Origin of the sequence: Sphingomonas sp. LaA6.9 (genome assembly GCF_022601895.1) — a bacterium.
Classification (GTDB): Bacteria; Pseudomonadota; Alphaproteobacteria; order Sphingomonadales; family Sphingomonadaceae; genus Sphingobium_A.
Genome location: NZ_JAKVIO010000002.1, coordinates 81,694 through 104,114, shown reverse-complemented (window position 1 = coordinate 104,114; position 22,421 = coordinate 81,694). Strand labels below are relative to the sequence as shown.

The window sequence follows — 22,421 nt, the reverse complement described above, 5'->3', positions numbered from 1 at the left end:
CCTGCCTCTCCTAATTGACGCCGTACCGGCCCGAATAGAATGCGAAACGCGTGCGCAGCGCGGCGATGTCGATGCCGAATTCGGCGGGGTCATATGTGTGACTGCCGTGCTTGTCCTTTGGCGTGTTCGCGCGCCAGGCGAGCATCCGCGCGCGCGCTTCTTCGGTGAAATCCTCGCCCATCCAGTCATAAAGCTGCCCGATCACCGGGATCGGGTCTTTCATGAAAGGCGCGAACTGGATGTCGAAAAAGCTGTCGTCATGGCCGGCATCGCGGAACGCGATCATCCGGCGCATTCCAAGCTCGCAGAAATCGGTGGTCACGGCACCAAGCCACGCCTTGTCGACCCGATCCGAATAGGCGCTGGAGAGTTCGCAATAGAGATCGGCAACCGATGGGATGACGTTCGCGACATCGCGGTGCGTCATCCAGAACCGCGCGTCGGGAAAGACTTGCGCCAGCGCGTCGATGAAGAGGATATGCGACGGGTTCTTGAGCCGCCAGCGCGTCGGCGGGCAGCGCCACTGGAGCAGCTTGAGCACGCGCTTCACATAGCCATAGGTCGGAACGAGATCGGCCTTGTGATTGAGCCATTCGACATAGTTCGGGACATGCGCGAAGGCCTGAAAGAGCTGCGACTTGAAGTCATAGCCCATGAAGGTCTGACACTCGGTTGGGGAAGTCGCGGTGCTGGGCACCATCTGCTTCATGCGCGGGAACAGCCGGTTGCGGCGCTCCATCGATGCCTCGGCCCTGGCGATGCGCGGGTCGCTCTCCTGCGTGGTCAGTTCGGGCGGCGGGCAAGGCGCCATCGCCTCCCAGCCGCGGATCGAACGTGCGGCGGGATCCTCGCCGAGCATATGCGAAAGCGCGGTCGATCCCGTGCGCGGCAGACCAAGCCCGACCAGCGGTGCGGTGATCTCCTCTTCCTCGATCTCGGGATGGCGGCGATACCAGTCCTCGACCTGCAGCCGGCAGGCGAGAAGATCGACGATCTGCATGTCGAAGGCAGCCGCCCCCATTTCGGTGAAGCGCGCTTCGCGATCCGCAGACTCTGTCAATATCTGCAAGCCTTCGCGGAAAGACTCGTCACCGAAGTCGTCAAAACCGGTCGCGGCCTTTGCCTTGTCGATGAGTTGAGCAACACGCTTCATGCCTGCACTGCCTTTCGGCCCGCACGCTATTTGAAAGATCGTGCGGCACACAGCGCCAACCGCCCCTTGGCGCGATGCATCGGCAGGGCGATGCAAGCCTATGGCAAGGAGCGGTTTTGCGCCTGTGTCAGTCAGTCGTCATCGCGGGCATGACCACCAGACGGTCGAGGATTTCGGCGATGCGCTCGACGGGAAAGCCGGGTTCCTGCTGCAGCCACCAGGCAATGATCTCTACCGTGGCGCTGACCGCGAAGGTGACGCGAAGATCGTCGGGCAACCATCCATCGACCGGGCCCTGGGCATCCGCAATCCGCTTTGCCTGCGCGGTGAACTCCTGCTTGAGCATCGTGGCCGCGCCGCCCGTCAGAAGTGCCGACCACAGGACGCGGCGTTCGGCGACATAGTCGAACAGCGCGATACAGGATTGGCGGCTGTCCACCGAAAATAGCACCGGGAGCGCCTGGTTGAGCAGTTCGGCGATCTGATTGGCGGCAAGATCGTGAAGCAGCGCCTCTTTCGAGGCATAATGGCGAAAGAACGTGGCATAGCCGATGCCCGCCTCGCGCGCGATCTCACGGATCGTCACCTGCTCGAACGGACGCGTTTCGATCAGGCGAAGCAGCGCCTCGAACAGGTTGCCGCGCGTACGCACCTGTCGGGCGTCGGTCAGGGTTGACGCGGTGATGCTCATTTCTTTATGATACACAGTGTATCATAAGAAGGTAAGGGTCTATGACAGCGACGATCAGGCAAGCGCATTCCTCGACCTTTGACGCAAATCGCGACGATCGCAAGACCGCGGGCATCATGGCAGCGCGCGCGAAGCGCGAGAAAGGCTCCACACCGGTCACCAGCTTTGCCGAAGCGCGGCAGATCCTGCGCAGCACCTCGATGAAGCAGGGCGGCGGCGGTGCGGAGCATTTCGACACGAGCAATCCCGATCACGCGCCGGTCTTCTTCCTCGACGGCGCCGCGCACAGGAAGAAGCGCGCAACCATTGCACGCTACTTCACCCCCAAGGCGATCGCCAATCGCTACCACATCATCATGGAGCAGGTGACCGCCGAACAGCTCGGCGAGCTGCGCCGCACGGGCACGGGACGACTCGACCTGATGAGCTTCGACCTCGCGGTGGCGGTCGCAGCCGACATCGTCGGGCTGACCGTCACCGACCGGAAGAAGATGGCGCGCAGGCTCGCGGTGTCGCTGTCCGCCGCCTTCTACCACCAGCGCAACTATCTTGGCCGCCTCTATGCGGTGATCACAAAGTTCTTCAACTCGATCGACTTCTTCTACAACGACGTGAAGCCCGCCATCCGCGACCGCAGGGCCAATCCGCAGGACGACGTGCTCTCGCACCTCGTAAAGGAGGGCTATTCGGACAAGTCTATCCTGATCGAGTGCATGACCTATGCCGCCGCGGGAATGGTGACGACGCGCGAGTTCATCGTCATGGCGGCGTGGCACCTGTTCGACAATGATGCGCTACGCGAGCGTTTTCTGAATGGCGGCGAGGACGATCAGTTCGCGATCCTGCAGGAGATCCTGCGGCTGGAGCCGATTGCGGCGTTTCTCTATCGCCGCGCGGAGGCCGACCCGGGCGTTGCCGACCAGTCCGAAGGCGAAAGCTTCTATGCGTTGTGCCTGCGCGACGCCAATATGGACGAAGCCGCGGTTGGCGCCTGCCCCCATGCGCTCGATCCCGACCGTGCGGCTAGGGTGAAGGCCAATGGCTCGTTCCTGAGCTTTGGCGACGGCGCGCATTTCTGCCCCGGCTCGCAGGTGGCGCTGCATGAGACGCGTCTGTTTCTGGACGCCTTGTTCCGCGTGCCTGGCATCCGTCTTGATCGCGCCCCCGATATCGGCTGGTCCGACATGCTCCAGAGCTATGAACTGCGCAATGCGGTGGTGACCTGCGAGCGCGGCTGAGGCTAGTTACCCCTCACATAAAAGGAGGGAATTCATGGACGCGCTCGCAACGCTGGTCGCCAAGGAAGAAATCCGCGAACTGGCGCAGCTCTATTCACGCGGGGTCGATCGCAAGGATATCGGCCTGCTGAAGACGCTCTACACTGCGGACGGTGTCGATCGTCATGGCCACCATTTCGACGGACCGGCTGACGAATATATCGGCTTCCTCGAGCGATCGCTGCCGCACATGCATGTCGGCGGGCATTTCATATGCAATCATCTGGTGAGCGTTGACGGCGATACCGGCGAAGGCGAGGTCTATGCCATTGCCTGGCACCTGATCCCCGATGGCAAGGGCGGTTTGCTCCACGACATTCAGGGCGTGCGCTATGTCGACAGCTATCGCCGCGAAAATGGCCAGTGGCGTTTTGCCAGGCGCGTGGTGAGTTTTGACATGAAGCTCGTCCAGCCAGCAGCGGATCATGGCGAAAAGCCCGATCCCGAAAAGGACCCGAGCTATGGCGAGCTCATCTCGCGCCTCTTTGCGCGTGGTGCGCGGGGTTAGATGTAAACCCCTCCCGCGAAAGCGTGAGAGCGTTTTGTCCCCAAGCTTCGCTGAGGCGATGTAGCAGCGCCCTTGCTTGACACTCTAATCAACAATGCTGTTCATCCACAAAACAGCGGCTGCGCCTGCAGCGACAAAATAATGGCTTCGCCTGCGTCGGAATCCGATGCCGCCTGGCGCCTGCCACCAGACATGCATGGGAAGGATTTGCGATGACAAGGTCTCTGAATGGCAGGACAGCCGTGGTCACCGGCGCGGGATCCGGCATCGGCCGCGCGATCGCGATCCGTCTTGCCGAGGATACCGCCAAGGTCGCCATCTGGGACATCAACGCCGCCGGCGCCGCCGAAACCGCGAAGATGATCGAGGATGCCGGTGGCACCGCCATCGCGATCGATGCAGACTGTTCGGACAAGGCCGCGATCCATGCGGCGGCCGAGGAAACCCGTGTCAAGCTGGGGCCGATCGCAATCCTCGTGAACAATGCGGGCATCGCGCCCTTCACGCCCTTCATGGACATCGACGACGACCTGTTCGACAAGGTCATCCGCATCAACCTGCGCGGCCCCTATCTGGTCGTCAAGGAAGTGCTGCCCGACATGCTGGCCGCCGGCTGGGGACGGGTCATCAACATCACCTCATCCTCGGTTCAGTCCGGTTCCTTCGCGCAGGGGCATTATGTGTCCTCGAAAGGCGGACTGATGGGCATGACCAAGGCGCTCGCGCTGGAATTCGCGCCGAGTGGCGTCACGTTCAACATGGTTCCCCCGGGCTTCATCGATACGCCGATGCTCCGTGCGGCGCCGATCGACGTCGAGGCCTTCGCGCAGACGCTGCCGATGAAGCGCGTCGGCAAGCCCGAGGATATCGCCGCCGCCTGCGCCTACCTCGCCTCCGAAGAGGCCAGCTACATCACGGGCCAGACGATCAGCACCAATGGCGGCCGCTATATGGGTTCGCACTGAGCCGGCAGAGGAGGAACGGATCGATGCGGCTCGCGGGAAAGATCGCCATCATCACGGGCGCCGCGGGCGGCATGGGCGAAGCGTCCGCGCTGCTCTTTGCACGCGAGGGCGCGAAAGTCGCCGCCGTCGATCTTGACGAGGCGCGCGTGGCGCCCGTCGTGGATGCCATTCGCGCGGCGGGCGGCACGGCGATCGCGATCGGCGCGGATATCAGCCGCACCGCCGATGTCGAACGTATCGCAGAGCGCACGGTAGCCGAACTGGGGCTGCCAAATGTGCTGTTCAACAATGCAGGCGTCGACACCGAGAACAAACAGTCGATCCTGACGATCTCCGAGGAGGCATTCGACCGCTGCGTCGAGGTTAACCTCAAGGGCGTCTGGCTGATGATCAAGCACATCGCTCCGCGCATGATCGAGGCGGGCGGCGGATCGATCATCAACACCGCATCGATCGGCGCATTCACGGTGTGCAGCTCGGCGGGCTATTGCGCGTCAAAGGCGGGCGTGGTCATGCTGAGCAAGGTCGCCGCGGTCGAACTGGGCGAACACAAAATCCGCGTCAATGCGCTTTGCCCCGGCGCGACCGAGACCCCGATGGCGCGCCACCAGCGCGAGGAGATGGAGCGCCGCGGGCTGCCCACCTCGAACGAGATCATCAACCGGATGGGCGTGCTCGGCCGCATGGCGCAGCCTGAGGAAATGGCGATGATGGCGCTCTTCCTCGCCAGCGATGAATCCAGCTTCGCGACCGGCGCATCGTTCAACAACGATGCGGGCTGGACCGCGATGAGCGGCATTTCGGTGCAGGCGTTCGCCAAATGAACGTCAACCTGAAGCTGCTCCACACCTTCCTTCTGGTGGCGGAACATTGCAGCTTCAGGCGCGCGGCCGAGGAATCCAACCGCTCGCAGTCCGCGGTGAGCATGCAGGTGCGCCAGCTCGAGCTGCAACTGGGGGTTTCGCTGTTCCAGCGGACGACACGCACGGTGCAACTGACGCGCGAAGGCGAAATCCTGCTCGAATCCGCGCGCAAGGCGGTGGGCGAGCTGGAGACGGGGCTGAGGAAGATCAAGGACGTGGTCGACCTCCAGCGCGATCACCTGTCGCTTGCCTGTGCGCCGACCATTGCCGCCACGCGACTGCCCGCCATCCTCAACACATTCCAGAAATCCTTTCCGAATGTGACCGCACATATACGCGAGCTGGCGTCCAACGAGATGCTGGACGCGATCCGTGAGCAGGATGTGGATTTCGGCATCGGTCCCCGCGTGCCCAATGCCCCGGAGTTTCATTTCCATCCGATCATGGTGGACGAGATCTGCGCGCTGATTCCCATGCATTTCGGCTTTGCCGATGCGAGGAGCATCGCCTTTGCCGAGCTGGCGCAGCTGCCGCTGCTCGTCGTCACCAACTCCTCGGCCATCCAGTCGGTGCTCGACGACGCGCAGAACATCGCCGGGGTGACGCTGAACATCAAATATGAAGTACGCCAGGTGCAGACGCAGATCGCGATGGCGGCCGCAGGCCTTGGCGCGGCGATCGTTCCGCGTATCGCGCTCCCGGCAACTGCCGATCCCCGGCTTGTCGCGCTGCCCATCGTCGATCCCCCGCTATCGCGCGAAATCGGCATCGTGACGATGCGCGGGCAGTTGCTCTCGCCCGTCGCGACGCGGCTTGTCAGCATGCTCCAGCGGCTGCTCGTCGCACCCGCCCTCGATGCGGAGAGCACCGCGCAGGACCGGACGCGGCGCCGTGACCTGGCGCTGATCGTGAAGAACGGTTGAGCGAAGGGAGGCGCGCATGTCCCTTCAACCAGCTTGCGCCGACAGGTCGCGCACCTATGCTGGCCCCATGGTCCAGAAACGACGTATTGGTGCAGAAAGCTCAGAAACCCGCGCGCGGATCGTGGAAGCCGCAGAGCAGGTGATCCGCGACGAAGGCTATGCTGCCGCCAGCACGCGACGCGTCGCCATCCATGCGGGTCTGAAGCCCTCGCTCGTCCATTATTATTTCCCGACCACCGACGACCTGCTGCTGGCGGTGTTCAGGCGCGGCGCCGAGCAGAGCGACGCGATGATCGAGCAGGCGCTGGCCAGCGACGATCCGGTGCGGGCGCTGTGGCGCTTCTTCGCCGATACGAGCCGCACCGCGCTCGCGCTCGAATTCATGGCGCTGGCCAATCACCGCAAGGCGATCCGTGCGGAGATCGCCAGGCACAGCGAGGCGATGCGCGCCCGTCAGGCCGAGCTGTTCGAAGGGCTGCTCGGCGACAGGCTGGCAGGCGCGGAGGGCTGCGGCCCCGCGGGGCTCAGCCTGTTGCTCGCCGGGATCGGCCGCGCGCTGGTGATGGAAGGCGGACTGGGCGTGAATGCCGGGCACGCCGAAGCGCGCGCCTTTGTCGACGAATGGCTCGACCGTTTGCTGCCGCCACAAGCCGAAGCGACCAGGAATCTTGACTCGGAATGTCACTCATGCTGAACATGTGTTCAACATTCTAGTCGATAGGAGAGTCGATCATGACCGTCGCTGAAATGACGCGTTTTGCACATGAAGAGATCAAGCCGAGCATCGGCAGCCGCATATTGAACACCAAGGAAGAGCTGCTCGCTGGCGACCTCGGCCCGCAGATTCGCGAACTCCTCGAACAGCGCGGCGTGCTCGTCTTCCCCAAGATCAATTTCACCGACGAGGAGCAGATCGCCTTCACGAAGACGCTCGGCACCTTCGCACCCGAGATTCGCGACGGCGGCGACGAGAAGATCCACAAGATCACGCTCGACGTGAAAGAAAATCCGCAGAGCGCCGAATATCTCAAGGGCTCGCTCTACTGGCATATCGACGGCACGATGAACGAGGTGCCGATCCTTGCATCGCTCCTGTCGTGCAAGGTGCCTGCCACATGGGGCGGCAACACCGGCTTCTGCAACACCTATGCCGCCTATGAAGCACTGACCGACGAGCAGAAGGCCGAATATGAAAAGCTGCGCGTCGTCCATTCGGTCTGGGCGACGGTGTTCTATTACGAGCCCGAGCCGAGCCTGGCGAAAATCAAAGGCATGCAGGCGATCGGCGAGAACGAACTGCCGCTGGTGTGGAACCACAAATCGGGCCGCAAATCGCTGGTCCTCGGCTGCACCGCGCACCGCGTCACCAATGTCACGCCGATGAAGAGCGCCGAGATCCTTGTCGGTCTGCGCGAATGGGCGACCCGCGAGGAATTCAGCTACAGCCATGAATGGAGCGTGGGCGACCTGGTCATCTGGGACAACACCGGCACGATGCACCGCGCCGAGAAATATGATCCCGACTGCAACCGCATGATGCACCGCACCAAGCTGCAGGGCGAAGAGCCCTTCGAATGAGCCGGTCGGCGTGACAAAAAGGCGCCCCCGTCGTCCAGTGCGTGACGGCGGGGGCATTTTCTTGCCATCATCGAAGGACGCTCAATGCCCCCCAAACTGACCTTCGGCTATCTCTGCGATTTCCGGAATCCGCCACAGTGGCACCGGCCATCCGCCAACCTCTATGCCGAGATACTCGACTTCATCAGCTGGAGCGAGACGGTCGGGTTCGAGGGCGCCTGGGTGCCCGAGCACCACGGCGCCGAGGACGGCTATATGCCCTCCCCGCTCGTCGCGCTCGCGGCGATCGCGGCGCGCACAAAGCGGATCCGGATCGGATCGGCGATCGCGCTTGCCCCACTCTACCATCCCGTGCGCTTCGCCGAGGAATGCGCGGTGCTCGACATCCTCTCCAACGGCCGCCTCGAAATGGCGCTGGCCATCGGCTATCGCCGCCGCGAGACCGAAGCTTACGGCGTAGATTTCTCAAAGCGTGGCAGCCAGTTCGATGAATTTCTTGAGATCGTGCGCAAGCTATGGGCGGGCGCGACGGTCAGCTTCGAAGGCAGGCATTACACCGTCAACAATGCAGCGATCATGCCGCAATCCCCGCGCGGCCAGATCCCGCTCTATATCGGCGGCTTTGCCGAAAAGGCGCTGGCGCGCGTGGCCAAATATGCCGACGGCTATTTCGGCAACGAGGATGTGTGCGGCCTCTATGCCGACAAGCTGCGCGAGGAAGGCAAGGACCCGGCCGAGGCGCGCATCCGCATCCAGGGATTGTTCCTGACCGTCGCGCGCGATCCCCAAACCGCGATGGACGAGCTCGCGCCCTATTTCCACCACGTCAACAACACCTATGGGCAGTGGCTCAACGAGGACAAGGCCTCGGGGATCGACGACGTGGCGCTGAAGCCCATGTCGCTCGAAGCCTTCAAGACGAGCGGAATCCTGAAGATCCTGACGCCCGAACAGGCGATCGACCATTTCAGGGCGATGCAGGCACGGATCCCCGTGGAGCACTTCATGATGATGCTTCCGCCCGGCCTGCCACCCGCGAGATTCATGCCCTATGCCGAACTCTTCGCGAACGAGGTGATTCCCGCCTTTCGTTGAGACATCCCGGTTGTGCGCCAGCCTTCAAAGTTCAGGATGGTCAGCCCTGCGGGAAAAACCCCCTCAATCAATGCGCCCGCGTTGATCGGGTTTTTCGATCAACGCCTTGCTTCGCATCTGCACGGTTCAAATAGCCAATTGCCGACCGAACCGTGACAGAACGGGGACGTGTAGGACAGCGGTTTATTGGCTGCTGGCGACGACTTTTTGGTCATGGCCGCTGCCAAACTACCATCCCAAATCCCGACAGTCAGTTTATCGCTTTCCCGCTGGAGAGGCGGTAGCCGAGACCTCGGGGAACGCGTAGATTCAATCCATTGGCTCAATGGCGTTGCGACGCCTTCGTCTAAAAAGGGCGAAGATAACGCCGACGACAACGCAGGCGGGGAGCAACCACAACAAGCAGAACAGCCCCAGCTCATATACGCTGCCACCGTGTAACAACTTCGGGCTATGAGCTAGGTCCTGGAAATAGCAGCCGCGCCCCCGACAGTCGAATCCGTAAGCCTCTGGCCAGCCGATCTTGTTCGACAGCCAAATGTCGGCTGCGGCCAAAAGCAGGATAAATAAGACGGTGCCGACACCCAGCGCCCATAACCGCATTGCACCGAGAGTCTTTCGGTATCCTAAAAACTCTGTCTTCAACTGGCGCAGCAAACGCCACATGACAAATAATCCCCAACCGATGCTAGCTGCTAAGGCGACTCCGCCTAGGACCGGGTAGCTGTCCGCCGGTGCGCTGTCGACAAAGATCATAAATGGCACAAAGGGGATTATCATGCCGATCAATGAGATAGGCTTGGAGTTTGCCGCGACGTCTTTGTCGACCAGCTCGATGACCCTGCGCAGCACCCTCACAGCTCGCGCACCCAGAACACGACGCCGATAGCCGCCGCAAGAAACACTCGCTTCACTTGAAACTCCCCTTCCCGGAAGGAGAATAGCCAGCTCACCAGCGACCGCAACGGGTCGCTTCACTACAAAGGCAGATCATAATCGGATGTCAGCTTTCCGTCTGTCGCGCCTAAGAGCCGCTTGTCCGCATTCCACGACATTTCGGACGCTGGCGACATCGCATGCCCTCGACAAAACCGGACCGTCCGGACCCATTTTCGGACATTAGCTCGGCGAGCAGCAACCATCGGCGCTGTCGCCGTTTCTGGCCTCTTGAATGGGCGGGCATGGAATGTCGGCGTAGGAGCAAAACACGCAGCAGTCGCCGGCCAGCGGACGGAGCACAGCCTGACAATGCTTGCAGGCGTAGAAGAACTGGCAAGCGTCAGTCGGCATCGTTTCCGTCGTCGTGCCACCGCATTGGGGGCAGGTGATGGTGCTCTGCAGTTCAGCCATAAGTTTTCGACAGAGCGAGCAGAATTAGCCCGACGACGGCAAGGCTGTTGACGGACCCGCGGAATGTCGGACCAGCGCCGAGAGAACCCGGCTCGCAGCGCCCGGGACGCGGCGTTGTTACGCCGCGTCAGCGGTGGTTGGCTCGCAACCGCAGTCGCTCATTTACTTGGGCTGAGGGGCCGGGGCTGGTTCGGGCTGATGGTCGCCGTGAGCGTCCATTTTGTCTTTGCAGCAAGCGCAATCCTTGCAGCAATCCATTGCGAGCGCAGCGGTAGGCGCAAGCGCTGTCAAGGCTACGGCAATCAGAAGCTTTTTCATCGGGAACTCCTTAATAGTTCCGACGCTACTAGCCGCGCGCCAATACGGCAAGATTGGCTAGTTGGATTGTCCGCATTCCAGGACATCCCGGCCATGCCCGCGCGAAAGGCCGTTATGAATCGTCGACAAACGCGTCCTTGCGCATGGCCATCTTAAAGAGTGGCGATGACAGGTTCCGATCGAGCCATTGCTGAAGCCGCGGGACGGGCTGGCTCGCCCACCAGTCGGCATCATGGCGGGAAAATTGCCGAATGAACGGGAAGATCGCGATATCGGCGAGGGTCGGATGCTTGCTGACGAGGTTGCCCCGGCCCGTCAGGCGGGTATCGAGGTCGGTGAGGATTGCCATGGCGGCGGCGCGGCGATCCTCGGCCGACATCGCATCGGCGGAGGCCGAGTATCGGTTCGCATATTTGTAGCGATCGAGATGGTGCTTGAAGGGGCCGTCATTGCGCGCGATCAGCGCGCGGGTTTCGCTGCCCTCGCGGTCATCGACGAGCCAGTGCTCGGGATCGTGCTGCGCCAGCGCCCAGCGCATGATGTCGAGGCTCTCGTCCAGCACCCGTCCGTCCTGAAGAACGAGAACGGGCACTGTCCCCTTGGGGCTGGCCGCGAGCATGGCAGGCGGCTTGGCCTTGAGCGAAACCTCGGTCAGACCGAAGGGCACGCCGCTCGCCAGCAGCGCCATTCGCGCGCGCATCGCATAGGGGCAGCGGCGGAAGGAATAGAGGCGGGGCAAAGGCGGTATCATCCGCATGGTTTAGGGTCAGGCCGGCCCGTGAGCCAGCCCTTGCCGGCATCGCGGCACGCAAAACTGCGCTCTGGCCCGATCGCCCTATTTGAGCGGCTGTGGCGCCCCCGTGCCCATATAGCGCGCAAGATTATGATGCAGGCTGGCGACCGCGCGCTCCATATAGGGATTGGGCTGGGTGCCGCGGAAGCCGACATTCTTCATGCCCTGCTGGACTGCCGCCATATTGGCGAAATCCTGCTGGAGAACGGGCGGCCAGTTCTGAGGCTCGGTATATTCCCATTCGGTCTCGGGCTCTTCGCCCTTGGGGAACAGCTCGTAGACCGCGGCTTCGAAGATGCACTTGTCGGGATCGCCGCCATAGGGCCGCGCCGAATAGCAGAGCATGTTGTTGACGGCATGGCCGATCTGGAAGTTGGGGAAGATCTGCCATGCGGTGCCGCTCTTCGCGGTATGCGCGGGCTCGACGACGGGCCAGAAGACGCCGCGCTTTTCGTCATCCGCGCGCGCCGACTTGAGCCAGTGCTGGAGCACTTCCATCGCGGGCGTCCCTTCGGGAAGCTCGTCCTTCAGGCGCTTGGCGGCGTTGACCAGCGTCATCGTCGTGTTGGTGTTGGCGTTTTCCCAGGTGTACACCTGCATTTCCGCGGTCGAGAGACGTGGATCCTCGCCCGAACCGATGCGCAGCTTGGCCTGGTTCTCGTCCATATTCTTGGGGGCTTCATAGCCGATATTGGTGTGCAGGCCGTGCTTGCGCGCCCAGCCGCGAAACTCGCCGAATGCGTTGAATTCGGGATGCGTCGTCTGGACGTGATAGGTTTCGCTGAACGCCTCGAGCGCGACCTTCCAGTTGCACTCGAACACGATCCACTTGCGCCAGCGGAAGCGCATGTTCTGGAGCTCGAACGGGTCGAGCATTTCGGGCACGGGCCCGAGATAGTCGGCCAGCGGCCCGCAATCGGGATCGAGGTTGATCCAGATCCAGCCGCCCCATGTGTCGACGTTGACCTTGCCGAGGCTCGTCCGTTCAGGCGTGAGTGCCCCCTTCCAGTCGTCCTGATGATTGACGAAGGTGCACTGCCCTTCCCTGTCAAACGTCCAGCCATGAAAGCCGCAGACGAAGTTCGTCTTCTTGCCGCGGGCATTGCGCGCGCCCGGCGGAGTGTCGATCAGCCGGCGGCCGCGATGCGGGCAGACATTGTGATAGGCCCTGATCGCGTCGGGCGCGGTCCGCACGATGATGACCGAGGTGTCCATGATGTCATAGGTGATGAAATTGCCGGTTTCGGGAATTTCCTCGATGCGGCCCGCCTGCAGCCAGACCTTGTGCCACAGCCGATCGGCTTCGGCGCGCGCATAGTCCGCCGAAATATACGCTTCTGCCGGGACGGTGATCGGTTCGATCAATTCCTCGCCAGGGGTGGCGACCTTGCTGATCTCGTTCATCGCATCCTCATTTCATCATATCCGCGCCGCGGGTGTGACGCACAATGGTCCTGCACCCCGATTGCTCCGGCGCGACCTGCCCGTATGGCAGGCCCTATCCTGCCCAATCTCGCACAGAATATCCCGCCCGGCTTGATCGGGGCGACCAAAAAGCGCCGTGGCGATCAGCGGCCCTTCCATTCCGGGCGGCGTTTGTCGGCAAAAGCGCGCGGGCCTTCCTGCGCGTCTTCGCTGTTGTAGCAATGTTCGTGCGCGGATCGGGCGGCCTGAAGCGCCGCCGCACGACCCATTTCGGTTGCCAGCATTACCGTTTCGCGCCCCGCCTTCACCGACAATGGCGCGCCGTCGAGGATTTCGCCTGCGAGTTCGAGCGCGCACTCCATCAGCGCCTCTGGTTCGGCAAGGCGATTGACCAGACCGATTTCATAGGCGCGCTGCGCGGTGATCGGCTTTCCGGTCAGGATGATCTCCATCATGATGCGCTGCGGGATCATGTGGATGAGCGGTGCGGCCCAGGGCGATCCCCGCCCGACCTTGACCTCGGTGATCGCGAATTTTGCGCTCGTGCTCGCAACGCACAGGTCGCAGGCCTGCGCGATCATCCAGCCCCCCGCGAAGGCTATGCCGTTGACCGCAGCGATGGTCGGCTTGCTGAGCTCGATCGTGTCATAGGGCAGCGCGTACATGTCCAGCGGCGGCACCGTCATGCCCGTCTCGACCATTTCCTTGAGGTCGCCGCCCGCGCAGAATGCCTTTTCGCCCGCGCCCGTCAGGATGGCCACACGTAGCGCGGGATCCCGCTCGAACCGCTCCCACGCGCCACGCAAGCCTTCGCGGACCTCGCGCGAGAGGCAGTTGCGCTGGTCGGGCCGGTTGATGGTGATGATCGCGATGCCGTCCTCGCGCGCATCGAACAGAACCGCGTCGCTCATCTAGAAGCCCCTTTGCTGGATGACATGTGCTGCCCGATCGAACTCCTCGCGGAAATCGGGATGCGCGATAGCGATCAGGCGGCGGGTGCGTTCGGCAAGGCTCTGACCCTTGAGTTCCGCCGCGCCGAATTCGGTGACGATCAGGTCGACTTCGGTGCGCGCGGTCGTCACCGGCCCCGACAGCGTCGGCACGATCTTGCTCAGCGCACCGCCCTTCGCGGTCGCCGAAAGCGCGATGATCGCGTGCCCCCCGGGCGAACGGGCGCCCGCGCGGACGAAATCGAGCTGACCGCCCGTGCCGCCAAGATAGGCCGCCCCGCTCTGCTCGGCATTCACCTGCCCGGTCAGGTCGACCTCAAGTGCCGAATTGATCGTGACGAGGCGCGAAAGCTGCCCCAGCACCGCGGCATCGTGCGTGTAGCTGGTCGCGCACATGCGGATCTGCGGGTTGTTATGCGCCCATTTATAGAGCCGTTCGGTGCCGATCAGCGCGCCATTGATCGAAACGCCCGCGTCGATTTCCTTGCGTGCATTGGTGACGACGCCCGCCTCGACGAGCTCGACAAGACCGTCGCCAAGCATTCCCGAATGGACGCCCAGATCCTTGCGGTCGAGGAGTAGGCGCAGGATCGCGTCGGGCACCGCGCCGACGCCGGTCTGGATCACCGATCCGTCACCGATAAAGGCGGCGCAGTGGCGCGCGATCGCCTCGTCGATCGCGGTGATTTTCGCAGGTAGTACTTCCACGGGCGCGCGCGAGACGTGCACCGCGACGTCGATCTGCGATCCCGCGATGAGTTCGCCCGGCGTATAAGGGATCTGATCGTTGACCTCGGCAATGACGATGCGCGCCTTGTCCACCGCGGCGCGGACATAGTCGCTGATCAGGCCGCAGCTATGGTTGCCGTCGGCATCGGCCGGGCTGACCTGAATGAACGCGACATCGCAGCCGATGATGCCCGCGCTGATCAACGGCGCGACCTGGCTGACATGGACGGGGATGACCGCGAGCTTGCCCGCTTTGGTCATGCTTCTGAGCGCGCCGATCGCGCCCATGCTGGAAAGGGCGAAGCTGTCGGCAGTGTCGGGGGTGAACAGGCCCGAAAAGCTGGTGGCGATAAAGGCGCTCAGGCCGCCGATATCGCGGCCTTGCGCGATCAGCGCCTCAACCAGTGTTATGGGCTCGCCACAGGCCTGCCCCATGACGATCCGGTCGCCAGCCTTGAGGTACTGGCTGAGATCAAGCCCGTCAGCTTCGGTGACAACCGCCATCAGCGTCCCGCCAGGCGCAGCAGCGCCTCCGCGCGCGCAAGATAGGGCCGGTCGAGCATCCCGCCCTTATAGCCAATCGCGCCGACGCCGGGGTTGGCGGCAAAAATATCGACGATCTCCTGCGCTTCGGCGATCTCCTCCTCATTGGGCGAGAAGGCGGCATTGATGACGTCGACCTGCGCCGGATGGATTGCAAGCATGCCGCGATAGCCGTCGCGGCGGACCTTTTCGGCGCGCGCCTTCAGCCCCTCCAGATCGCGGAAATCGCCCTGAATCGTCTCGACCGCAGCGACACCGGCGGTTGCCGCACCGAGCAGGCAGAGGCTGCGCGCAAGTTCATAGGTGAAGCCATAGCTCCCATCGGGATTGCGATTGTTGCTCGCGCCGATCGAGTCCGCCAGATCCTCCGCACCCCAGGTGAGCGCGACGACGCGCGGCGCTCCCGCATAGTCGCCCGTGGTAAACATCGCCGCGGCCGTTTCGGTGACGAGCACGATAACGCGCGTCGCGCCCTGCTCGATGCCATGCGCCGCCTCGAGCGCCGAGAGATAATGGTCAAGCCGCTCGACATCGGGGCGGCCGTAAACCTTGGGCAGCATGATGCCGCCGGGCCGCGCGGGCATGACCGCGGCGAGATCGGCCAGCGTGTGCGGCCCGTCGAGCGGGTTGACGCGCACCCAGAGGCGGTGAAGCGCCTCGGCCGGCTGGCTCTGGAGGAACTCGCGCACCATCACGCGCGCCCTGGGCTTTTCCTCGGGCGAGACCGCATCCTCAAGATCGAAGATCGCGATATCGGCGGCGCTCGCCGCGGCCTTCTGCATCTTCTTCTCGCTGTCGCCCGGCGCGAACAGCCAGGACCGCATCCTGAGCGGAAGGACTTCGGACATCGTCATTACATTCCCCGATAGATCAGTAGGATTTGGGCAGTTCCAGCACCTTTTCGGCGAGGAAATTGAGGATCATATGCGGGCTCACGGGGGCCGTGCGCGGGATCAGGCTTTCGCGGACATAGCGCTCGACATGATATTCCTGCGCATAGCCCATGCCGCCGAGCGTCAGCATCGCGGTGTGGCACGCCTCGAACGCGAACTCGCCCGCGAGATATTTGGCGGCGTTTGCCTCGACCCCGCAATCCTCGCCCTTGTCGAACAGATATGCGGCCTTCATCACCATCAGGTTGGCGGCCTCGAGCTGCGCCCAGCATTTGGCGAGCGGATGCTGGATACCCTGGTTCTGACCGATCGGCCGGTCGAACACGATGCGTTCGCGGGCATAGCGCGCTGCGCGCCTGATCGCGGCGCGACCGAGCCCAACGGCTTCCGCCGCGAGCAGCACGCGTTCGGGATTGAGGCCGTGCAGGATAATTTTGAAGCCCTCGCCCTCGGGCCCGATCCGGTCCTCCTCGGGGATCCACAGGTCCTGGATGAAGAGCATGTTCGAGTCGATCGCGTGACGCCCCATCTTGTGGATCAGCCGCACATCGATCTTCGACCGGTCGAGGTCGGTATAGAATAGCGAGAGTCCCTCGGTCTTCTTTTTCACCTGATCGAGCGGCGTCGTGCGCGCCAGCAGCAGCATCTTGTTCGCGACCTGCGCGGTCGAGATCCAGATCTTCTCGCCATTGACGAGATAGCCGCCCTCCTTGCGCTCGGCGCGGGTCTTGAGCTGCGTGGTGTTGAGGCCCGCATTGGGTTCGGTCACCGCGAAGCACGCCTTGTCGGCGCCGCTGATGATGCCGGGAATGGAGCGTTGCTTCTGCTCCTCGCTCCCGAACAGGATGATCGGCTGGAGCCCGAAGATGTTGATGTGGACGGCCGAGGCGCCACTCATCCCCGCGCCCGATTCCGCGATCGCCTGCATCATGATCGCGGCTTCGGTGATGCCGAGGCCCGACCCGCCAAATGCCTCGGGCATCGCGACCCCCAGCCAGCCCGCATCGGCGAGCGATCGGTAGAAGTCCTCGGGGAAGGTTTCTTCCCTGTCACGCTCAAGCCAGTACTCGTCAGGATATTGCGTGCAGTGCTTCAGGATCGCGTCCCGGATGTTCTGCTGGTCTTCGGTGAACGAAAAATCCACGGTTATCTGCCCTGTTTGCGCATATCGGATGCTCGGCGGGTAGCAGTCACGCACAAGGATACACAACCAGAGCCCATACACATATCGGCGGGGCGAAGTGGACGCGAATGGATTTCCATATCGCCTTGCCCTAGCCGCTTCTGATCAGTTTGGAGGAATGGATGGGTAACGACACCCGCGGCGGCAAGGGCCCGATGGCCGGCGTCCGCGTCATCGACCTCACCAGCATGGTGATGGGCCCCTATGCGACGCAGATCATGGCGGACATGGGCGCGGACGTCATCAAGGTCGAACCGCCCGCGGGGGACAATACGCGCTTCATCTCGGTTGCGCCCGAGCCGGGCATGGCAGGCGTGTTCGTCAATGTGAACCGCGGCAAGCGCAGCATCGTGCTCGACCTGCAGAGCGACGAGGGCAAGGCCGCGCTGCGGGCGCTGATCGCAGATGCGGACGTCTTCATCCATTCGATGCGCGCCAAGGCGATTGCGAAACTCGGCTTCGACTATGATGCGGTCGCCGCGATCAACCCCTCGATCGTCTACACCAATTGCTATGGCTATGGCCGTCGTGGCCCCGACAGGGACCAGCCCGCCTATGACGACACCATCCAGGCCGAGTGCGGGCTTCCGGCGGTCCAGCAGATGCTGACGGGCGAAGCCAATTTCGTCGGCACGATCGTGGCGGACAAGGTGGCCGGCCTGACCGTGCTCTATGCGACGATGATGGCGCTGTTCCACCGCGAACGCACCGGCGAGGGGCAGGAGGTCGAAGTCGGCATGTTCGAGACGATGGCGTCCTTCATGCTCGTCGAGCACGCCAATGGCGCGATGTTCGACCCTCCGCTTGGCACGGCGGCCTACCCGCGCGTGGTCGCCCCCAACCGCAAGCCCTATCGCACGAAGGACAGCCATGTCTCCGCGCTGATCTACAACGACAAGCACTGGTCGCTGTTCGTGGATGCGGTGAAGCCCGCCTGGGCGAGTGACGAACTGGCGACGCTCGAGCAGCGCGCGCGCCAGATCGACCGTGTCTACGGCCTTCTCGCGGAAACCTTCCTCGAACGCACGACGCAGGAATGGCTAGATCTTCTGCGGACGCTCGGCATTCCGGCAGCGCCGCTGCGGACGCCTCAGGAGTTGTTCGACAATCCGCATTTGAATGCGGTGGGCTTCTTTGAAACGGTGGACTCGCCGCAGGGTAAGGTGCGCTTTCCGGGCATCCCCACATGGTTCTCGAAGACGCCGGGCAAGGTTGCCGGCCCTGCCCCGACGCTCGGCGAGCATAGTGAGGCGATACTGGACGAGTTCCACCGCCCGCATCTGGCAGAGCCCCATCAGGGTGAGGGCAAGTGGCGGGGCGAGGCGCCGTAGATCGTTTGGGAGGAAGCGCTCGCAGCGATTGCGGCCGCGCGGACCAATTCGCGCTCCGGCATCGGTGCCCCCTGAATGACCGGTGGCAAGCGCCATTAGCGAAAAGCGGACCGTCCGGACACGCCGGCATTGCGGACGTTCAGGCTGCGTGTCATTTCTGCAGATATGAACTGCACTTTTGCCTTCGAGTATGAATTCAGTCGCGACGGTGACGATTTCGGCTGGCTCATGGCCCATGTGCAAGCCCCAAATTTTAGCAGACGCAATGGAATGTGGGTGCAATGGGAAGCCCTTGTGGATTTCAGCGCTTCTCTCGCTCGCTATCCAATCGAAGCCGAAAAACCGATCGCTTGCGAATGGGGATTTAGCGAAAACGGGAAATACACGGCAGTGACGAAGTTAAAGGTGAGTCCTGAGGGCTCGACGGGCGGATTGGCCGCCAGCGTTCTTCTCGCAAACTATGATAAACCGGAGGACCGCTGCCAAGCTCGCTTCCAGACAAACTACCCTTCATTGCTCCAATTTCAGCATGAAATCGACCGCATGATGCGAGAGAAGGTCGGCGTGGCCATCCTCACAGGCCGGAATGTGACCGTCCGCTAACCCCGACAAATTGGCCGCGATGACCGCTTAGCGTAACGCCTGAAACCGGACGCTGGTGTGCGATTCACACTCCCGGGCCACCTCCCTCAGCCCGCCAGTCCACACACGTCGGTCTGCTTTTGAATTGTTGGAAGCCACCGTTCGCTTAGTCTTTGCTTCGATCGTTGACCCGGACCAGGTCACCGACTTCCAGCTTGTCGATGCGCAACTTGCGAATTCGCGCGTTTCCAATTCTAAGCCGTCCGATAGCCAGGGCACCAACCGCAATCGCGCCAACAGCCAAGGCGCCAAGACTTGCCGCCGCCAATACGAGCGTGCCCACACTGATCGAACCGGTGGCAGACACCCCTGTGGCTGATGCGCCGGTGGTGACAACCTTGCGCTTCACGGTGTCCACATCGCCAACCGAAACATCAGCTACGGTCGGAGAAGGGGATTCGGCCAGTTTTTGCCTGCTTCCGTCAGTCATGTCATTCACCGCGCCTAAGATTAGCGTGGCAGCCAACGGCTGGCCTAGGGAAGGCCAAACCGGAAGCGGGCCGCTACCTGCATCAACATGGCCGCTGTGGCCGTTCGTTGCAACGGTCGCGAACCGCCACAAATTGGCCGCTCACAGCCCCCGGCGCGGTGTCTTAAACCAGACGTTAGCGTGAGCCCGCCTCAGCCCGCCAGCGCCCGGGCGCGAGCGTCCAGAATATCCTGCAGATGGTTGACCGGATCGCCCGCGGTGACGCCGCCTTCGACGGGCAGCGTGACGCCGGTGATCTGGCGCGCACGGTCGCTTGCCAGAAACAGCGCGGCCTCGGCGACGTCCTGCGGCAATCCGCGGCGCTTGAGCGGCTGGTTCGAGAGATAGACATCGGTCACCGCTGCCTCGACGCGCGCCGCCACCTCGTCCTCGGCGTCGGCCTGCCTGAATGAAGACAATTCAGTGCGAATATGGCCGGGAACGAGGCAGTTCACGCGAATGCCGTACTGCGCAAGGTCGATCGCCACTGATTTGCTGAACTGGATGAGCCCCGCCTTGGACGCGCGATAGGTCATCATCGCCTGCCCCGCGAGCACGCCCGCGATCGACGCGTTGTTCAGGATCACGCCGCCGCCATGATCCTTCATGTACCGGGCCGCGCGCTGCGTCCCGACCATAGGCCCGTAGAGGTTGACCCCCATGACGCGGTGAAAATCGGCGAGCGTGTCGTCGAGGAAGCGCGGAAACGGCGCGCACGACATGCCCGCATTGTTGAACATGATGTCGAGGCCGCCGAATTGCGCGACAGCCTTGTCCACCAGCGCCTGAACCTGCGCTTCGTCGGCAACATCGGTGCGCTGGAAGGCCGCCGCCTCGCCCAGCGACGCCGCAAGGGCCTCACCCGCATCCTTGTCCAGATCGGCGATGACGACCTTCGCGCCCTCCGCCACAAACAATTCGGCGGTCGCCCTGCCGATTCCGCCGGCGCCCCCCGTGACGACGGCGACCTTGCCTTCGAGTTCTTGTCTCAACCGCGCCTCCAGAGGCTTGTATTCACTGGCTCATGCCGGTTACGCGCGCCGCGTGAAAGTGATGGGCAACCGTTCGATCGACTGGGTGGCAACGGTCGGCAGATAGGTGATCTCTTCGACCGGGATGGCGAGGCTGATATTGTCCATCCGCCGGACGATCTCACGCGCGGCCACCTTGATCTCCATCCGCGCGAGCGCCAGCCCCACGCAGCGATGGACACCACCGCCGAACGACAGGTGCCGCCCGATATTGGGCCGGTTGATGTCGAAGCTGCGCGGTTCGGGAAATATATCGGCCTCGTCATTGGCCGAGGCGTACATCAGCAGGAGATGCGCGCCCGCGGGCAGCGCCTTGCCGCCAAGCTCGACCTCCCTTGTCGTCATGCGCGACAGCCCGCGGACGGGCGGTTCGATGCGGAGCAGTTCCTCGACGAAGCGGTTGAGCAGGCGGTCGTCATCGACCGAATCCTTGAGCAGTTGCGCGATCTCGGGCTGCGTCGCGAGGATGTAGAAGAGGTTGCCCAGCGCGGTCGCGGTGGTCTCATTGCCCGCGATCAGGAGCGCGCGGACAAGCGACACGGCTTCCTCGAAGGTGAGCGTCTCCACCGTGCCATCATCGGTCTGGATTTTCGCATGGACCAGATCCGAGATCATGTCTTCGCGCGGATCCGCCTGCCGCTCCTTCATCCTGGCGATGAGATATTGCTGCAGGTCGCAGATCTCCCGGGCATGGCCGATCATCTGTTCGCGGTCCTGCATCCGCCCGATCTGCGCGGTGACGGCGATCGACCAGCGCTGGATGCGGTCCTTGATATCCCAGTCGAGGCCGAGCTGTTCGCAGATGATGCGGATGGTCAGCGGCACCGAGAAGTCGTGGATCGCATCCGCTGCGCCCTTGTCGGCGATACTGTCGATGAGATCCGCGACGACCTTTGTGATGCGCGGCTCAAGCTCCTTTACGCGGTGCGCGGTGAACGCGTTTTCCATGAGCTTGCGGATGCGCGTGTGGTAGGGCGGGTCCGACATGATCGCATCGGGAAAATAGCCGCCGCCATCGCGCTTCAGGATTTCCTGGAATTCCTCCTGAAAACCCTTGGCCTGTTGCGTGTGATAGCCCTTGTTGACCGAGAATGTGATCGGATCCTGCTGGATCGTCTGGATATCCTGATAGCGCGAGATCAGGTACATCCCGAGCTTCTCGTCCCAGTGGACGGGATCATGCTCGCGCATCGCCGCATAATAGGGACGCGGCCGCGCGGAGATGATCGGATCGGTCATCGACCCGGTCTCGAGCAGGGCCTGATCCTCTTGCGACATCGGACACTTCGCCTCTTGCGACATCGGACAGGACGTCATCGGATTATTCCTCCCACTAACACGGACCGGGACGTTTCGCCCATATCCGGGGCGTTTCGCCTAGAATGCGGACGCGGGCGCGACGGTCACGCGCAATCCGTCCAGCTGTGCGTTGATCTTCACCTGACAGGACAGGCGGCTCAGCTCCTGCGCGACGTCCGCGACCATGTCCAGCATGGCGAACTCGATGTCATCGGGCGGTCCCACCCTCTCCCACCACTCGGGATCGACGAAAACATGGCAGGTCGCGCACGAACAGGCGCCGCCGCAATCGGCCAAAATGCCTTCGATGCCATTGGCCTTGCCCACTTCCATGAGCGACTGGCCCTCCGCCGCATCGGGGACGTGCCGCTCGGTTCCGTTCGGTTCGACAAAAATAACTTTCACCATGCTT

At 62.8% G+C, this 22,421-nt stretch carries 24 protein-coding genes; 10 read left to right on the top strand and 14 right to left on the bottom strand.

The window, feature by feature from the left end; translation table 11 throughout:
* Positions 1 to 10: 10 nt before the first annotated feature.
* Both MKI88_RS01660 and MKI88_RS01655 read right to left on the bottom strand, forming a co-directional pair.
* Positions 11 to 1,153, bottom strand: a complete 1,143-nt coding sequence (locus MKI88_RS01660; RefSeq protein ID WP_241628863.1) for a sulfotransferase — start codon at positions 1,151 to 1,153, stop codon at positions 11 to 13.
* A gap of 127 nt (positions 1,154 to 1,280) precedes the next feature.
* On the bottom strand, positions 1,281 to 1,844 hold the full coding sequence (locus tag MKI88_RS01655) for a TetR/AcrR family transcriptional regulator (RefSeq protein WP_241628861.1): 564 nt from the start codon (positions 1,842 to 1,844) through the stop codon (positions 1,281 to 1,283).
* A gap of 41 nt (positions 1,845 to 1,885) precedes the next feature.
* On the opposite strand from MKI88_RS01655, the gene MKI88_RS01650 reads away from it, so the two are divergent.
* The 8 genes from MKI88_RS01650 (at position 1,886) to MKI88_RS01615 (ending at position 9,053) form a co-directional block, all read left to right on the top strand.
* A complete protein-coding gene (locus tag MKI88_RS01650; protein WP_241628859.1) occupies positions 1,886 to 3,082 on the top strand; it encodes a cytochrome P450 in 1,197 nt (398 codons plus the stop codon).
* Between the two features lie 34 nt (positions 3,083 to 3,116).
* Complete coding sequence (locus MKI88_RS01645) at positions 3,117 to 3,629, top strand: nuclear transport factor 2 family protein (RefSeq protein ID WP_241628857.1); 513 nt, start codon at positions 3,117 to 3,119, stop codon at positions 3,627 to 3,629.
* Positions 3,630 to 3,841: 212 nt separating this feature from the next.
* Positions 3,842 to 4,594 (top strand): SDR family NAD(P)-dependent oxidoreductase, encoded by a 753-nt coding sequence (locus MKI88_RS01640; RefSeq protein ID WP_241628855.1) that lies wholly within the window; start codon positions 3,842 to 3,844, stop codon positions 4,592 to 4,594.
* 23 nt (positions 4,595 to 4,617) lie between these two features.
* Positions 4,618 to 5,418, top strand: a complete 801-nt coding sequence (locus MKI88_RS01635) for an SDR family NAD(P)-dependent oxidoreductase (protein WP_241628853.1) — start codon at positions 4,618 to 4,620, stop codon at positions 5,416 to 5,418.
* Positions 5,415 to 6,380 carry a LysR family transcriptional regulator gene (locus tag MKI88_RS01630; protein ID WP_241628851.1) on the top strand — a complete coding sequence of 322 codons (966 nt, stop codon included), beginning with the start codon at positions 5,415 to 5,417 and terminating at the stop codon, positions 6,378 to 6,380. Before MKI88_RS01635 ends, MKI88_RS01630 begins: the two co-directional genes overlap by 4 nt.
* 16 nt (positions 6,381 to 6,396) lie before the next feature.
* Positions 6,397 to 7,074 (top strand): TetR/AcrR family transcriptional regulator, encoded by a 678-nt coding sequence (locus MKI88_RS01625; protein WP_407073285.1) that lies wholly within the window; start codon positions 6,397 to 6,399, stop codon positions 7,072 to 7,074.
* A 38-nt stretch (positions 7,075 to 7,112) separates the two neighbouring features.
* A complete protein-coding gene (locus tag MKI88_RS01620) occupies positions 7,113 to 7,958 on the top strand; it encodes a TauD/TfdA family dioxygenase (RefSeq protein WP_241628849.1) in 846 nt (281 codons plus the stop codon).
* Between the two features lie 84 nt (positions 7,959 to 8,042).
* Positions 8,043 to 9,053, top strand: coding sequence for an LLM class flavin-dependent oxidoreductase (locus MKI88_RS01615; RefSeq protein WP_241628847.1), 1,011 nt, complete (start codon positions 8,043 to 8,045; stop codon positions 9,051 to 9,053).
* A 309-nt stretch (positions 9,054 to 9,362) separates the two neighbouring features.
* On the opposite strand, the gene MKI88_RS01610 is transcribed toward MKI88_RS01615, so the two are convergent.
* From MKI88_RS01610 to MKI88_RS01580, 8 genes are all read right to left on the bottom strand, one after another.
* Complete coding sequence (locus MKI88_RS01610; RefSeq protein ID WP_241628845.1) at positions 9,363 to 9,905, bottom strand: hypothetical protein; 543 nt, start codon at positions 9,903 to 9,905, stop codon at positions 9,363 to 9,365.
* A gap of 267 nt (positions 9,906 to 10,172) precedes the next feature.
* Complete coding sequence (locus MKI88_RS21365; protein WP_281063696.1) at positions 10,173 to 10,403, bottom strand: GDCCVxC domain-containing (seleno)protein; 231 nt, start codon at positions 10,401 to 10,403, stop codon at positions 10,173 to 10,175.
* Positions 10,404 to 10,833: 430 nt separating this feature from the next.
* Positions 10,834 to 11,460, bottom strand: coding sequence for a glutathione S-transferase (locus tag MKI88_RS01605; protein WP_348636228.1), 627 nt, complete (start codon positions 11,458 to 11,460; stop codon positions 10,834 to 10,836).
* Between the two features lie 96 nt (positions 11,461 to 11,556).
* A complete protein-coding gene (locus tag MKI88_RS01600; RefSeq protein WP_241628843.1) occupies positions 11,557 to 12,918 on the bottom strand; it encodes an SRPBCC family protein in 1,362 nt (453 codons plus the stop codon).
* Positions 12,919 to 13,082: 164 nt separating this feature from the next.
* Positions 13,083 to 13,850 (bottom strand): enoyl-CoA hydratase/isomerase family protein, encoded by a 768-nt coding sequence (locus tag MKI88_RS01595; protein WP_241628839.1) that lies wholly within the window; start codon positions 13,848 to 13,850, stop codon positions 13,083 to 13,085.
* On the bottom strand, positions 13,851 to 15,122 hold the full coding sequence (locus tag MKI88_RS01590) for an acetyl-CoA hydrolase/transferase family protein (RefSeq protein WP_241628837.1): 1,272 nt from the start codon (positions 15,120 to 15,122) through the stop codon (positions 13,851 to 13,853).
* On the bottom strand, positions 15,122 to 16,009 hold the full coding sequence (locus MKI88_RS01585) for a CoA ester lyase (RefSeq protein ID WP_241628835.1): 888 nt from the start codon (positions 16,007 to 16,009) through the stop codon (positions 15,122 to 15,124). The genes MKI88_RS01590 and MKI88_RS01585 overlap by 1 nt, the downstream gene beginning before the upstream one ends.
* 22 nt (positions 16,010 to 16,031) lie before the next feature.
* Positions 16,032 to 17,198, bottom strand: coding sequence for an acyl-CoA dehydrogenase family protein (locus MKI88_RS01580; RefSeq protein WP_241628833.1), 1,167 nt, complete (start codon positions 17,196 to 17,198; stop codon positions 16,032 to 16,034).
* 161 nt (positions 17,199 to 17,359) lie between these two features.
* On the opposite strand from MKI88_RS01580, the gene MKI88_RS01575 reads away from it, so the two are divergent.
* Both MKI88_RS01575 and MKI88_RS01570 read left to right on the top strand, forming a co-directional pair.
* On the top strand, positions 17,360 to 18,568 hold the full coding sequence (locus MKI88_RS01575; RefSeq protein ID WP_241628831.1) for a CaiB/BaiF CoA-transferase family protein: 1,209 nt from the start codon (positions 17,360 to 17,362) through the stop codon (positions 18,566 to 18,568).
* A gap of 129 nt (positions 18,569 to 18,697) precedes the next feature.
* Positions 18,698 to 19,171 (top strand): hypothetical protein, encoded by a 474-nt coding sequence (locus MKI88_RS01570; protein WP_241628828.1) that lies wholly within the window; start codon positions 18,698 to 18,700, stop codon positions 19,169 to 19,171.
* 145 nt (positions 19,172 to 19,316) lie between these two features.
* Here MKI88_RS01570 and MKI88_RS01565 read toward each other — a convergent pair whose 3' ends face one another.
* The 4 genes from MKI88_RS01565 to MKI88_RS01550 all read right to left on the bottom strand — a co-directional run bounded on the left by MKI88_RS01565 (position 19,317) and on the right by MKI88_RS01550 (position 22,417).
* Complete coding sequence (locus MKI88_RS01565) at positions 19,317 to 19,640, bottom strand: hypothetical protein (RefSeq protein WP_241628826.1); 324 nt, start codon at positions 19,638 to 19,640, stop codon at positions 19,317 to 19,319.
* A gap of 191 nt (positions 19,641 to 19,831) precedes the next feature.
* A complete protein-coding gene (locus tag MKI88_RS01560) occupies positions 19,832 to 20,671 on the bottom strand; it encodes an SDR family NAD(P)-dependent oxidoreductase (RefSeq protein ID WP_241628824.1) in 840 nt (279 codons plus the stop codon).
* A 39-nt stretch (positions 20,672 to 20,710) separates the two neighbouring features.
* Entirely contained in the window at positions 20,711 to 21,988 is a 1,278-nt protein-coding gene (locus tag MKI88_RS01555) for a cytochrome P450 (protein ID WP_241628822.1), read from the bottom strand.
* 99 nt (positions 21,989 to 22,087) lie between these two features.
* Entirely contained in the window at positions 22,088 to 22,417 is a 330-nt protein-coding gene (locus MKI88_RS01550; RefSeq protein WP_241628820.1) for a 2Fe-2S iron-sulfur cluster-binding protein, read from the bottom strand.
* Between the last annotated feature and the right edge of the window lie 4 nt (positions 22,418 to 22,421).

Excerpts from the sequence above, each read along its gene's own strand:
- MKI88_RS01660 (WP_241628863.1), bottom strand. The coding sequence starts at position 1,153 with ATGAAGCGTGTTGCTCAACTCATCGACAAGGCAAAGGCCGCGACCGGT.
- MKI88_RS01655 (WP_241628861.1), bottom strand. The coding sequence starts at position 1,844 with ATGAGCATCACCGCGTCAACCCTGACCGACGCCCGACAGGTGCGTACG.
- MKI88_RS01650 (WP_241628859.1), top strand. The coding sequence starts at position 1,886 with ATGACAGCGACGATCAGGCAAGCGCATTCCTCGACCTTTGACGCAAAT.
- MKI88_RS01645 (WP_241628857.1), top strand. The coding sequence starts at position 3,117 with ATGGACGCGCTCGCAACGCTGGTCGCCAAGGAAGAAATCCGCGAACTG.
- MKI88_RS01640 (WP_241628855.1), top strand. The coding sequence starts at position 3,842 with ATGACAAGGTCTCTGAATGGCAGGACAGCCGTGGTCACCGGCGCGGGA.
- MKI88_RS01635 (WP_241628853.1), top strand. The coding sequence starts at position 4,618 with ATGCGGCTCGCGGGAAAGATCGCCATCATCACGGGCGCCGCGGGCGGC.
- MKI88_RS01630 (WP_241628851.1), top strand. The coding sequence starts at position 5,415 with ATGAACGTCAACCTGAAGCTGCTCCACACCTTCCTTCTGGTGGCGGAA.
- MKI88_RS01625 (WP_407073285.1), top strand. The coding sequence starts at position 6,397 with ATGTCCCTTCAACCAGCTTGCGCCGACAGGTCGCGCACCTATGCTGGC.
- MKI88_RS01620 (WP_241628849.1), top strand. The coding sequence starts at position 7,113 with ATGACCGTCGCTGAAATGACGCGTTTTGCACATGAAGAGATCAAGCCG.
- MKI88_RS01615 (WP_241628847.1), top strand. The coding sequence starts at position 8,043 with ATGCCCCCCAAACTGACCTTCGGCTATCTCTGCGATTTCCGGAATCCG.
- MKI88_RS21365 (WP_281063696.1), bottom strand. The coding sequence starts at position 10,403 with ATGGCTGAACTGCAGAGCACCATCACCTGCCCCCAATGCGGTGGCACG.
- MKI88_RS01600 (WP_241628843.1), bottom strand. The coding sequence starts at position 12,918 with ATGAACGAGATCAGCAAGGTCGCCACCCCTGGCGAGGAATTGATCGAA.
- MKI88_RS01595 (WP_241628839.1), bottom strand. The coding sequence starts at position 13,850 with ATGAGCGACGCGGTTCTGTTCGATGCGCGCGAGGACGGCATCGCGATC.
- MKI88_RS01590 (WP_241628837.1), bottom strand. The coding sequence starts at position 15,122 with ATGGCGGTTGTCACCGAAGCTGACGGGCTTGATCTCAGCCAGTACCTC.
- MKI88_RS01585 (WP_241628835.1), bottom strand. The coding sequence starts at position 16,009 with ATGTCCGAAGTCCTTCCGCTCAGGATGCGGTCCTGGCTGTTCGCGCCG.
- MKI88_RS01575 (WP_241628831.1), top strand. The coding sequence starts at position 17,360 with ATGGGTAACGACACCCGCGGCGGCAAGGGCCCGATGGCCGGCGTCCGC.
- MKI88_RS01565 (WP_241628826.1), bottom strand. The coding sequence starts at position 19,640 with ATGACTGACGGAAGCAGGCAAAAACTGGCCGAATCCCCTTCTCCGACC.
- MKI88_RS01555 (WP_241628822.1), bottom strand. The coding sequence starts at position 21,988 with ATGTCGCAAGAGGATCAGGCCCTGCTCGAGACCGGGTCGATGACCGAT.
- MKI88_RS01550 (WP_241628820.1), bottom strand. The coding sequence starts at position 22,417 with ATGGTGAAAGTTATTTTTGTCGAACCGAACGGAACCGAGCGGCACGTC.